The organism is Streptomyces sp. NPDC003042, from assembly GCF_053591315.1.
The window spans coordinates 1-11252 of record NZ_JBSFTP010000130.1; the positions used below are offsets into that span (position 1 = coordinate 1).

Sequence of the window (11252 nt, forward strand, 5' to 3'; positions counted from 1 at the left end):
CGCCAGCCGGTGTTGTACCGGCGGTCGTAGGGCGTGTACGGGGTGTCGGGGTGGACGAGGGCCACGGCGATGACGGAGCCGTGGCCGTCGCCGGGACTGAACCTGCTGGTCGCTGACACCACCTCCTCGTCGGCTGAGACCGACAGCCGTAACAGTGCCGGCAAGTCGAGCGTGATCGAGCTCGTTCACTTCCTTTTGGGAGCGAAATCCTTTGGGTCGTTGGCCACGAACAAGGCCCTGCGCCACATCACCTTCAGCCTGGCTATGGATTGGCCGTGGCAGGACGATCCGCTTGAGGTACGACGGCGCGGAGACAGTCCCAAGGTCGTGTCGCTGAGCCGGGACGTCTCCGGCGTGCCGGCCGACACACTCTTCACCGATGGCCAGGACGTCGAGCTGTCCGTTGAGCAGTGGAATCGCGTCATCGAGCGGGACCTCTTCGGGCTGGAGGGCGACCATCCCGGAGTGAGCGGTCGCACGCTCCTGTCGTTCCTCATCCGCCGGGTCTCCGCTCACGGCTTCAACGAGCCTACCCGGACGTTCTCCCGGCAGGCCGCCGCAGAGGCATCGTCAAACCTGTCCTACCTCCTGGGCCTGGACTGGCAGCTGGTCAACGGATACCGCGAGCTCAATGCCCGCAAGGCAACCAGAGACCAGCTGAGGAAGGCGGTCAACGATCCCGTATGGGGACGGATCGTCGGTTCCACGGCCGATCTGAGGGGCCAGATCACTCTCGCCGAGGCACAGGTCGAACGGCTGCGGGCGCAGGTTGCCGCATTCCAGGTTGTCCCTGAATACGAGCGCCTCAAAGAGCGGGCAGACCAGGTAAGCCGCCGGATCAAGCAGCTCGCCCAAGACGACGTGATCGACCAGCACAACCTCGAAGAACTCCGGGGCGCCGTCACCGAGACCACCGACGTCGAGGTGTCCTACCTCGAGCCGGCCTACCGCGAGCTCGGCGTCATCCTCAACGACCAGGTCCGGCGCCGCTTCGAGGACGTCAAAGCGTTCCATCACTCCGTCGTTCGCAACCGGCGCAGGTTCCTGGAGGAGGAGATCCAGGAACTCACCCATCGCCTGGCCGCCCGGCGTCAGGAACGTGCTGACCTGGGCGAAGACCAAGCCCGCCTCCTACGCGAGCTGGCGGACGGTGGAGCGCTGGAAGCGCTGACCGCCCTGCAGACAGCCCTGGGCCGGGAGGAGGCCGCTCTCGGTGCCCTTCGCCACCGCTTCGACGCAGCACAGGCCCTCGAAGCCAGCGCCCGGCAGATCACCGCCAAAAGCGTCGAACTGCAGCACGCCGTCGACCTCGACCTCCGAGAGCGCCGGCAACAGACAGACGAAGCGATCCTGCTGTTCTCCCGGTACGCCCAGCGCCTGTACGGCGAAGGCCGCGAAGCGTACCTCGCGATCGAGGCCGGCCGGACCAGCCTCAGTATCACGCCCCGGATCGACGCCGACGACAGCCGCGGCATCAACAACATGGTCATCTTCTGCTTCGACCTCATCCTGGCCGTCCTCGCACACCGCCACGAGCGCGGCCCTGACTTCCTCATTCACGACAGCCACCTCTACGACGGCGTCGACGAACGGCAGGTCGCGCGAGCCCTCGCGCTCGCAGCCGAAGTGACGGAGGAAGAGCACATGCAGTACATCGTCACCCTCAACACCGACACCCTCAGCACCGCCGCCCAGCGCGGATTCAACCCCGAACCCCACATCCGCAGCCCCCGCCTCACCGACGACGAAGAGGGCGGCCTCTTCGGCTTCCGGTTCAAAGCCACAGGCAAGGCATAGCGCTTACCAGACACGGCCTGGGCTACTCCCCTGTGAGAGTTCAGCAAGTCAGGAGGCCGCTCCCGCGCGGGAGCGGCCCTCTGCCGTTTCAAGACGCGCCTACGGGGCGGGCGTGAACTCCACGTCGGTGCCGCTTCAGCGGGCCGGTCGTATCGAGCCGGGCGTCGCCGGTCGACGTCTTGACGCGGACCTCGCCGAGCCTGCCCTCCCCGTGGACCTGGGTCCATCCGGCGTTAAGCTTGACGTTTATCCACCGGTGGCCGGCGAAGGAGTTTCGTTGCCGGTGGCGAGGGTGACTTGGGCGGTCCATGACCAGGGCTCCTGGGGCGGATCCCAGGTCACCTCGACGTCGGTGTCATGGAAGTCGCGCGCGAGTTCCGTCACCATCACCGATGCCGCGGCCCGCGCGTCTTGTGGGTCGGTGGTGCTCGGCACGTCCAGGCGCCCGCAGAGCATTCCGCCTTCCATGGTGAGGACACTGGTGCGCCAGCCCTCCGGCGTCGCCAACAGGACGATCCCCTTCGGAATGCCCCAGACGAGCCGCTTCTTCTTCGCCTTCTTGCGTCTCACCATGCCGCTATCCAACATCGCCGTGTTCACGGCGATGAGTTCGGGTCAAGGGTCAACCACCGCGCCGCGGTTTGGTTCCTGTCTTGTGGTGTGCTGGGCGGGTGTATGCCTCGCCGGTGGCGAGGACGCGTCCGACGCTCACGCCGCGCAGCGACGGCACCCGCGCGGTCACGGTCGCTCTGCCCGGCAAGACCGAGCACTCCTTCCGCTACCTCGCGGCCGGCGACTACTGGTTCGACGAGGCGGGCGCCGACAGCCACGACGGCCTCAACAGTCGCGTACGGACCTGAACGGCCCGACCGGCGGCGGACTTGGGGAAGCCGCAGGCCCTTGAGCCCGGCGACACGTACCCCCCGTCCCCGTGTCGACGACGGCCCCTGCCCCCACCCCCGGGGGCCTGGGGCATGGGGCCCCCGGGGGCCTGGGGCCTGGGGCCGTCGGCGAAGCCGGGTCCCCCGGCCCTTCGCCTCCCCCCAGTTCATGACGGAATGGTCACGCGCCGCCACGCCGGCCGGACGATTTCGTTGGACCGGGCATGGAGCAGAAAACCGTTTCGCCACTGGAGCGAGCCGGACTCGCCCGGCCGGCCCAGGAATTCTGGCAGGTGTCCGACGCGCCGATCTACGACGCCGTCGAGCGCCAGTGGCTCGCCGAGGGTCGAGAAGTGCCTCGCCGTCCTGGCCTGGCATGGGGTGGCCGACGCCTGATGAAAGCCGGAGACCTGTTTCAGCGTGCCTGAACCACCCCCTCACCCAAGCTCGCGCAGGTACAGGAGACAGTCGCGGGCACCAACACCGCGAAACGCCAGGGCGAGCCGCGATACGGCCACGCCCGGCCCGCCGACGGAGGCCGGCTCAGTCCTCTCCCGCCAGGACACGATCAGCCGCACAGTGCGGGCAAGACAGCACATGCCACGTCACCGTCAGACGGCACCCGGCCACCACCGCGATCGTACGAGCCTGGCCATCAGCCCGGCCCGCCGCACAGTACGGGCACACGACGATCTCCGCCCTCAACTCAGCCGTCACCCTTCAAACCCTGCCCCGCCGACGCGGGCCTGACCGAGTGCACGCCAAGGACGGTGGTGATCATCGTAAGGATCCGCCCGCGATCTGGAGGCACAAACCCACCACCGCTGCCCCAGTCGGCCACCACTACCCGACCAAGTGAGAGGCGGGCGCAGCGCCGTCGGCCCTATGACCACACCGAGGGCGCGCACCCCCTCGGGCGGTGGTGGCCTGAGCGCTGGGGGCCGGGTACTCCGCTGGCGTCCCGGAAACAAGTGCGAGGATGACTGAGAGTTTCGCCTTGTCCGCTTTCGCAGAGGCCGCACATGAACAACAAGTTCCTCCCCTTCCGGCGCAAACGCGGGACCAAGGTCACCTACGAGGTAACCGGCACCGGCTCCTTCGAGGTGACCTATGCCATCGGCGACCCTCTCAAAGGAGAGGAGAAGCAGGTCAAGGCCGGCGTCGCGCCATGGAAGCAGAACGTCGTGATGTCGAGCATCGACGCGATGCCCATGCTCACCATCATCACATCCAACCCCGAACATCCCGACGGCTGGCTCCAGTGCACGATCTCCATCGACGGAGAACTCGCAGTAGAAGGGGCCGTGTCCTCGCGGTCAGCCAGCGCGACCTTCACGGCTCTACCCGGGGCAACGGGCTGACAGCAGCCGGCAGCCCTCACACAGTGGGTGAAACGGGAAGGCGCCGCCCACCGGCCGGTACCCCGCGGCCACAGCGCAGAGGTCACGGTCGACGGCGAAGCGGAGCCGGCGATCGTGAAGCTCGGCGTATGGATCTCCAACACCAAAACCCGACGCCACAAACTCACCCAGGAGCAGCTGGACGCACTCCGGGAGCTTGGCGTGGAGTGGGCGTGACGCCGCCAGTATTCGGCCGTCGAGCCGAATCGTGCCAGACCCCGGTCAGTGCGGGGCGCGGGGACCACGGCGAGCGCGGGGCCCTACTTCCACGCACGACCGGGGAGCCTGTCGGCGGGGGCGGCCAGGCGGCCGCAGCTGCGGTCTCGATGTTCACGATGACGGTACTGGGCGGTGCCTGAGAGTCGAGCGTGACCCGGACAACTCAAGATCGTTGGCAGGGCATGAACAACACCAGTCGGGCATTGACCACCCTCTCCTTCGGGATTGCCACACTCCTCGGGGCCCTGGCCGTACCGGCCAGCGCCGCACCAGCCCCCGGGTGCAGCATGGAAATCTGCAAGACCCTCTACGGAATCCCGATCGTAGGCCCGGTCAGCGATATCACCTGCGTGGTGACGGACGAACTCCCCAGCGTTGGATCTTCACTGGGCCCGATCATTGGCCGCCCATCGAGGTAACCCAACACCCTCAGAACGGGGCACCAGCGGCCCCGAAGTCCTCGCCCGTCTTGGGTCGGTGGCACGCACGGCACCGTGGCGGGTTACCTGTCACCTGATGCGCCCGCTCGTTAACGGCACCTCGCAGCACCCGGCTGAGGCCGAGGCCGGGCCGCACACGGAGCGGATCGTATGACCTTCACCAGGGATGCGGGTTCCGTCGGCCGCGGAGGTGACGCAAGAGGTCACGGCTGGATGAGACCCGCTGTGTTCAGCGCCGGCTACGGGATCTGCCTTCTCAGGTCGGGGTCTACTTCCTCCTCGCGATGTGCCTGTTCCCCGAGGTCGGCTACCGGCTTGTCTGGCACAAGCTGACCGCGGCCCTGACCGGTGGTGGGCTGGAGGTCGCGGAGCCGACATCGAAAGCCTTACGTGACCTGCGTCGACGGCTCGGTGCAGAACCGATGAGGCAGTTGTTCGACGTCCTGGCCGGTCCGCTCTCCCGGCCGGCGACTCCCGGCGTGCGATTCGGGCCGTTCCGGATGGTCTCCTTCGACGGCTGCAGCTCGATCAAACTCCCCGACAGCGAACGGAACGCGGAGTGGTTCGGCCCCGGGAACCGCGGCGGGTATCCGATGCTGGAGCTGATGACCCTGGTGGAGACCGGCACCCGTGCCCTGATCGGAGCCGTGTTCGGCCCCACCAGCGACGGCGAGACCGCCTACGCCCGAAGACTGCTGCACCACTTGAGCCCGGCGATGCTGGTCCTGTGGGACAAGGGCTTCGATGCCAACGCCTTCCTCGCCGCCGTGAACGACACCGGAGCCAAATTCCTGGGCCGGATGCGAGCCAACCGCCGCACCCCGGTCCTGACCCGCCTCGGTGACGGCTCCTCCTACCTGCATGTCCGTCACGAGGGTTCCGCGCAGGGGGCCGGTGGCCGCATCGCGGCGGAGGGCGTAGCCCTGGCACCGGGCGCAGCCCCTGCGGGGCAGTGAGCATGGGCGGGGGAAATTTCACCGACGCCGAGCGCGCCGCCCTGGAACTCACCGAACAGGGCACCCGCATCGCCGACGCCGTCGGCGGCGTCCCGGACGCGGTGTGGGCCAACGCCGAGAAGCACTACGACGAGGAGCGGCTGGCCGCACTGGTGCTCCTCATCGCCCTCATCCACCTACAACCGCATGAACGTGATCGTCCAGCAGCTACCAGCCGGGCCAGTTCGCTGCCGTCTGATCACGAGCACGACGCCGGGCCGGCCTCGGCCGAATGGCCGCGCAAGGCCTGGCCCCGGGTGGTGCGCAGCCGGTGCACGCGCGTGTCCGGCCCCGGCGCCCGGCCGGGGCCGGTCATGCTCGGCGCGTGAACGGGGCCCCGTCCGGTACTCGGCGGGGCCTCGATGGCGACGTCGAAAGGCAACGGTGCGATGAGACCCATCCGGATCCGTGCGGCCCTGGTCACCGCCGCTCTGGCGACCGTACTGACCACCCTGGGCAGCGGCACGGCCGCCCAGGCCGACAAGCGCTGGGAGGAGACCGCGCCACAGGGCGCGACTCCGACCCCGTCCAACGGGGTGGTGCCCCCCTGCTTGTCCCCCGAGGGGATCGACCTCAACGCGCTCCTGTCTATCCGGGAACCGATCATCGGCCCACCCGCATGCCGTGTGGCGCTCGCGAAAAAGCCGTGGGTACGGACCTTCCCGAGCTGGGGCACGGCCGCCGACGCGGCCACCGCCGTCTACCCGGCGGGCTACACGCCATCCCTTCCGAAGCCGATGGACGACTTCATCCTGAAGTTCCTCGGCGTCCGGATCACGCAGGACATCGGTACGCCGCAGGAGCGGAGCTTCTCCTTCGGCCCCGAGGTCCTGCGCCTGGTGACGATCCAGCAAGGGCTGCCCTTCGCCACCTTCGCATCGCCCCAACTGCCCGGCCTCAGGCCCGGTACGCACACGTCCACGGTGTTCATCAGGATGAGCTTCGAGCACTGCGACGGGTTGGGCACCGTCCGGGAGCAGAACTGCCTGCCCGCCGGTGAGACCCAGTTCACCGGCAACACCCCGTTCGAGGTCGTCAGGAAGCGGGACGTCTCCCCCGAATGACCTAGTGACGTGACCGGGAAGGTTTTCCGGGTTGCACCAACCCGCTCAACCAACCTGCACAACTCGCTGTGGGGGGTCCTGGCCGTTGACCACAGTAATTTCCACTGGTCAGGACCCCTGCCCTCGCCGATCCGGTGGCACCCCGGAGCATACAGTCAGCAACTGGCTGAATACGTTCAGGCTCGTCCGGGACAGCACGGCGCCGTCGCCGCAGTCGAAGAACCACGGGGACTCCTGCAACGCCCCGATCAGCGTTTTGATGCTGGCCAGCGTCCATCGCTGATCAGGTCACCCGTGAGCGACCGGACCTTTGGCCAACTCGTCCTCGAGCACGGCGAACAGCACATCGCTCAGCTTCGGACGGGACGCCGGACCACGGGAACGGACCGCGTCCTGACCGGCCTCCCGCCAGGCCTGATGCCACCGCTGAACCGACCGGACGCTGACCCGTAACTCCTTCGCGATCTCCGTACTGCCCCGCCCTGCGGCGAACATCCCGACCGCTTCCATCCGGACCGCTCACGGAACGCTTGCCTCTCCGCGGTCAGACCCCCACCCTGCGGATACCTCATACCTACGGCATACCGCGACGATCACGAACCGTCAGCCCCTACGACAAGACGACTTCAAGGTCAGTAATGCAGCGTTCGGTACGCGGCACGAGCGCGACCGGATCCGTGCCGCCATGGACGGCATCCTGCGCCGCACACCCGATCGCTCCAATGGCGCCCTGACGATCGTCACCCTCGCCGTCGAAGCCGGGGACCCGCGCAACGCACTCACCCAGCGGCACACCGACCTGAGAAACGAGTTCTACGACAAGGTCCGCACCCCCGGCGGCACGCCAGACAGTGAGCAGCAGCGCCTACGCAAGCAGGTCCGCCGACTCAAGGAACTACGGGCTGCCGACGCGGAGGAGATCGCCCAGCTCAAGGCCGACGTCGAAGCCCTCGTCGGTGCGCTGCACCAAGCGACAGCCGGGAACCAACTCCTGCGCCAGCAGCTGGCAGACCGTACGGCCGTGCTCCGCCCCCTGCCCTCTCAGGGCCAACCGCAGGTCCTCCGCCCGGAGAGCAGGCGACCAGAAACCGAGTTCGAGCGGTGAGGAGCACGGGATGCGCGTGGCGAGTGCCGGAGTACCAACAGGGGACCGCCACGTCGGCAGGGAAGTTCTCGGCAATTTTGCCGGCCTGCAGGGTGATGACGGCCCGCTCGCTGAACTCCTTGGCGACCCACAGGCCGTCAAGGCCGATGACGTCGCCGACGTTGGGGCCACGGCCCGATGCGAACCGCCTTCGGTCCAGGCTCGTACGTGCCCTCACCCCGTCGAGTGGGAGCCCGGGGTGTGGCCGAAGGCGCGGCGGAAGACGTCGATGAAGGCGCTGGTGGACGACCAGCCGCACCGATGTGCTACCGCGGTCACCGGTGTCCGCTCGGTTAGGAGGACCAGTGCGTGGTGGAGACGGAGTTGTGTGCGCCACTGTGGGAAGGTCATGCCGAGGTCACTGCGGAACAGCCGGGACAGGGTGCGGTCGCTCGCCCCGACCTGGCGGCCGAGTTCGGCGAGCGTGCGGCCGTCGCCCGGGTCGGCTTGCAGGATGTCGCACAGGGTGCGCAGCAGGGGGGCGGTGGGAGTGGGAAGGTGCAGCGGCTGCTGGGGGGATGCCCCCAGTCGGTCGAGGAGCACCGCGCGAAGGCGGGCTCGTTCGGGGCTGTCGTCGTCGTCGGCGTGTGTGTAAGCGATGATCAGTTCGCGCAGCAGTGGGCTGACAGCCAGCACGGTCGGTGCGTTGAGGCCGAGGGGGTTCTCGGTGGCGGGCAGCCCCACCAGGTGTAGGTCGAGTTCGCCGTAGGCCCGGTGCGCGTGCACGGTGCCGGCGGGCACCCAGATGGCGCGTGTGCCCGGGGCGACCCAGGATCCCTGGCTGGTCGTGACGGCCAACACACCGCGGCCTGCATAGATGATCTGGTGGTCGTCGTGACGGTGGGCGTCGATCGAACCGCCGGACGCCAGCGACTGGGTGCGGGTCGGGGCTACGGGGTCATGGCGGATTTCCATCATCATGTGGCAGTTTATCGGAAGCGCGACATGGTATCCGGCTCGGAACATAGCGGGATGCGAAGGAACAGATCGATCGTTCTGCTGTCCGTGGGCCATGCCTGTGTCGACATCTACCAAGGTGCCGTAGCGGCCCTGGTGCCGTTCTTCGTCGCCGAGCGTGCCTACTCCTTCGCGGTCGCCTCGGGTATCGTGCTGGCCGCCTCGCTGCTGTCCTCAGTGGCGCAGCCGGTGTTCGGCGCGCTCACCGACCGCTGGGCCATGTCATGGCTGCTGCCGGTCAGCACGCTGCTCGGCGGTGTCGGCATCGCGCTGAGCGGTCTGAGCGGCTCTTACACGCTCACCCTTGTGTTCGTCGCGATATCGGGGATCGGCGTGGCCGCCTACCACCCCGAATCCGCCCGCGTCGCCCGCATCGCCAGCCAGGGCAGCCACCGGGCCATGGGCTGGTTCTCCACGGGCGGCAATGTCGGCTTCGCGCTGGCCCCGCTCATGGTCGCCGCCGTAGTGGCCACCGGAGGACTGAGCTGGACGCCCCTGCTGGTGCTGCCGGCCCTCGCCGGTGCCGCGATGTGCCTGCCCGTGGTGCGCGCCCTGCAGCAGGGGCAGGCCGCCGACCCCCGTACGACGGTGCCGGCCGGGAGCGACGACACCGCCTCCTTCGTGAAACTGTCACTGGCCGTGATCTTCCGGTCGATCGCGTTCATCGGTCTGAGCACCTTCATCTCGCTGTACGCCCGGCAGCGCCTGGGCGGCAGCACGGCCGCGGGCACCGCGGCCCTGTCCGTGCTCTACCTCGGCGGTGCGATCGGCTCGGTGCTCGGCGGGTCCCTGGCCGCCCGCTGGGACCGGGTGACGGTCTCGCGCTGGTCGTACCTGATCACGGCCGCAGCCATCGCAGGCGTGGTGTGGGTGCCGGGCCCAGCCATCTACCTGTTCGTGGCACTGACCTCGGCCGGCCTGTATGTCCCCTTCTCTCTGCAGGTCACCCTCGGCCAGGACTACCTGCCCTCCCGTGTCGGCACCGCCAGCGGGATCACCCTCGGGCTGACCGTCAGCATCGGCGGCCTGGCCACCCCCGCCATCGGCGGCCTCGCCGACGCCACGTCCGTGCAAACCGCCCTGGCGCCTCTCGTAGTGATGCCCGTGCTGAGCTGGCTGCTCTTCCGCATCCTGCCCGAACCGGGCGTGCCGCAGCCTCAGACCGCGGCGCCTGCGAAGGGAGACGACACCAGTGCCGCCCTCAGCCCCACCCCTGCCAGCCCCCGATGACCAGCCCCTACGACGAGGCCGTCATCTTGTCACCACGGTGAGTCCGCCGGCACCGGATATCCAGGATTTGCTGCCCGCTCCGGGAGTGGGGCTGCACCGCGAGCGTGTCCCGGCCGACCAGGCATCTGCTGTCTCAGCACGCCATGTCCGACAGTGAAATCGAGTATTGCAAGTGCAGCTGCAACGCTTTCGTAATGCTCCAACAACTCGCCAAGTTCACTGCCCCGCCCGCCGGGCAGCACTGATCCGTTGTAGCGCGACAAGCTGAGATCGCCATGAGTCGTCATCACGAGCAGCACCCCCTCAGATCGAGGAAGTCAGTCAGCTCGTGCTCAACACGCTGGACTTGACCCGAAAGGGTGTGCAACGCGCTGTTCTGGAGGCGTCATTGCGTAGAGGGCCTCTCCTCCGGCAATCGCGTGGGGAGAGGTCTCGATTTCCGGCGAGGCTTGCCCACCCCGTCTGATTTGGGCAGACGGGCGGTCGGTGATTTGGGGGGTCCCACCTCCGGTCACACGCGGACCCATGTGCAGCGGCCAACGGGCCGGGTCCCGGTCCCCCGCTGGAAGCAACCGTCCACCCAACGGTTCAGCCGTCCTTCGGTGCAACCCCGCACCACTTCCGCGGCTGAGTTCAGCGCGCCCCGCACTGGCGCTGGTGAGCGCCCGGTCAGGATGGTGGCACCAGGGGGCCTCGGTGTCTCCGGGGAAAGGAGATCGGATGATCACCACGGACGTCCAGCACTGCGGCAGCTCCGTCCTGGTCAGTGCCGGCGGGCAGCTCGACGAGGACGCGGGAGCGGCGCTCCAGCAGGCACTGGACGACGTCGCCGTCGACGCGCGGGACCTCATGGTCGATCTGCACGGAGTGGTGTCCATGGACTCCGTCGGCCTGCTCCACCTCCTGGACCTGCACCGGCGCGCGGAGTGCCTTGGCCTGCGCGTCCTGGTCATCGGCTGGCAGCCCCAGCCCCAGCAGCTCATGGCCGACGTCGCCGGCATCCCCGGGCCCGGCTCCTCGACCGGGGAGTGGTACGCGCTGGCGGGCTTCCGCCGCCTCATCGAGCAACGCGCACAGCGCGCACGGGACGCCGACTTCGGCGCCGACTCACTGTCCCGCGCGTAG

At 68.4% G+C, this 11252-nt stretch carries 11 protein-coding genes and 4 pseudogenes; 11 read left to right on the plus strand and 4 right to left on the minus strand.

The window, feature by feature from the left end; all coding sequences use genetic code 11:
* The first annotated feature begins 171 nt into the window (after nt 1-171).
* Nucleotides 172-1797, plus strand: coding sequence for an ABC-three component system protein (locus ACWDYJ_RS34645; RefSeq protein ID WP_451569577.1), 1626 nt, complete (start codon nt 172-174; stop codon nt 1795-1797).
* Nucleotides 1798-1933: 136 nt separating this feature from the next.
* Here the strand turns inward: ACWDYJ_RS34645 and ACWDYJ_RS34650 are convergent.
* Nucleotides 1934-2023 (minus strand): annotated as a pseudogene (locus tag ACWDYJ_RS34650) (DUF4097 family beta strand repeat-containing protein); the annotation flags it as partial.
* 20 nt (nt 2024-2043) lie between these two features.
* Nucleotides 2044-2397, minus strand: a complete 354-nt coding sequence (locus ACWDYJ_RS34655; protein ID WP_451569578.1) for a hypothetical protein — start codon at nt 2395-2397, stop codon at nt 2044-2046.
* Nucleotides 2398-2483: 86 nt separating this feature from the next.
* Here ACWDYJ_RS34655 and ACWDYJ_RS34660 point away from each other — a divergent pair, with 86 nt between their 5' ends.
* From ACWDYJ_RS34660 to ACWDYJ_RS34690, 7 genes and pseudogenes are all read left to right on the plus strand, one after another.
* A complete protein-coding gene (locus tag ACWDYJ_RS34660; RefSeq protein ID WP_451569579.1) occupies nt 2484-2657 on the plus strand; it encodes a hypothetical protein in 174 nt (57 codons plus the stop codon).
* A gap of 245 nt (nt 2658-2902) precedes the next feature.
* On the plus strand, nt 2903-3106 hold the full coding sequence (locus ACWDYJ_RS34665; RefSeq protein WP_451569580.1) for a hypothetical protein: 204 nt from the start codon (nt 2903-2905) through the stop codon (nt 3104-3106).
* Nucleotides 3107-3700: 594 nt separating this feature from the next.
* A complete protein-coding gene (locus ACWDYJ_RS34670; RefSeq protein ID WP_451569581.1) occupies nt 3701-4039 on the plus strand; it encodes a hypothetical protein in 339 nt (112 codons plus the stop codon).
* A gap of 9 nt (nt 4040-4048) precedes the next feature.
* A pseudogene (locus ACWDYJ_RS34675) lies at nt 4049-4255 on the plus strand (helicase associated domain-containing protein); the annotation flags it as partial.
* 691 nt (nt 4256-4946) lie between these two features.
* Nucleotides 4947-5693: a transposase domain-containing protein gene (locus ACWDYJ_RS34680; protein ID WP_451569586.1), complete on the plus strand. Its 747-nt coding sequence runs from the start codon at nt 4947-4949 to the stop codon at nt 5691-5693.
* A gap of 17 nt (nt 5694-5710) precedes the next feature.
* A pseudogene (locus ACWDYJ_RS34685) lies at nt 5711-5912 on the plus strand (carboxymuconolactone decarboxylase family protein); the annotation flags it as partial.
* Nucleotides 5913-6121: 209 nt separating this feature from the next.
* Complete coding sequence (locus ACWDYJ_RS34690) at nt 6122-6796, plus strand: hypothetical protein (RefSeq protein WP_451569582.1); 675 nt, start codon at nt 6122-6124, stop codon at nt 6794-6796.
* A 291-nt stretch (nt 6797-7087) separates the two neighbouring features.
* Here the strand turns inward: ACWDYJ_RS34690 and ACWDYJ_RS34695 are convergent.
* Nucleotides 7088-7368: pseudogene (locus tag ACWDYJ_RS34695) on the minus strand (helix-turn-helix domain-containing protein); the annotation flags it as partial.
* 113 nt (nt 7369-7481) lie between these two features.
* Between ACWDYJ_RS34695 and ACWDYJ_RS34700 the strand changes: the two are divergent.
* Complete coding sequence (locus ACWDYJ_RS34700; RefSeq protein ID WP_451569583.1) at nt 7482-7901, plus strand: hypothetical protein; 420 nt, start codon at nt 7482-7484, stop codon at nt 7899-7901.
* A 213-nt stretch (nt 7902-8114) separates the two neighbouring features.
* Here the strand turns inward: ACWDYJ_RS34700 and ACWDYJ_RS34705 are convergent, their stop codons facing one another.
* Nucleotides 8115-8858 (minus strand): AraC family transcriptional regulator, encoded by a 744-nt coding sequence (locus ACWDYJ_RS34705; protein WP_451569587.1) that lies wholly within the window; start codon nt 8856-8858, stop codon nt 8115-8117.
* A gap of 54 nt (nt 8859-8912) precedes the next feature.
* On the opposite strand from ACWDYJ_RS34705, the gene ACWDYJ_RS34710 reads away from it, so the two are divergent.
* Nucleotides 8913-10127, plus strand: coding sequence for an MFS transporter (locus ACWDYJ_RS34710; RefSeq protein ID WP_451569584.1), 1215 nt, complete (start codon nt 8913-8915; stop codon nt 10125-10127).
* 720 nt (nt 10128-10847) lie between these two features.
* Entirely contained in the window at nt 10848-11252 is a 405-nt protein-coding gene (locus tag ACWDYJ_RS34715) for an STAS domain-containing protein (protein WP_451569585.1), read from the plus strand.

Bases quoted from the DNA above. Each gene is read 5' to 3' on its own strand.
- ACWDYJ_RS34665 (WP_451569580.1), top strand. From the start codon at position 2,903: ATGGAGCAGAAAACCGTTTCGCCACTGGAGCGAGCCGGACTCGCCCGG.
- ACWDYJ_RS34670 (WP_451569581.1), top strand. From the start codon at position 3,701: ATGAACAACAAGTTCCTCCCCTTCCGGCGCAAACGCGGGACCAAGGTC.
- ACWDYJ_RS34690 (WP_451569582.1), top strand. From the start codon at position 6,122: ATGAGACCCATCCGGATCCGTGCGGCCCTGGTCACCGCCGCTCTGGCG.
- ACWDYJ_RS34700 (WP_451569583.1), top strand. From the start codon at position 7,482: ATGGACGGCATCCTGCGCCGCACACCCGATCGCTCCAATGGCGCCCTG.
- ACWDYJ_RS34705 (WP_451569587.1), bottom strand. From the start codon at position 8,858: ATGATGGAAATCCGCCATGACCCCGTAGCCCCGACCCGCACCCAGTCG.
- ACWDYJ_RS34710 (WP_451569584.1), top strand. From the start codon at position 8,913: ATGCGAAGGAACAGATCGATCGTTCTGCTGTCCGTGGGCCATGCCTGT.
- ACWDYJ_RS34715 (WP_451569585.1), top strand. From the start codon at position 10,848: ATGATCACCACGGACGTCCAGCACTGCGGCAGCTCCGTCCTGGTCAGT.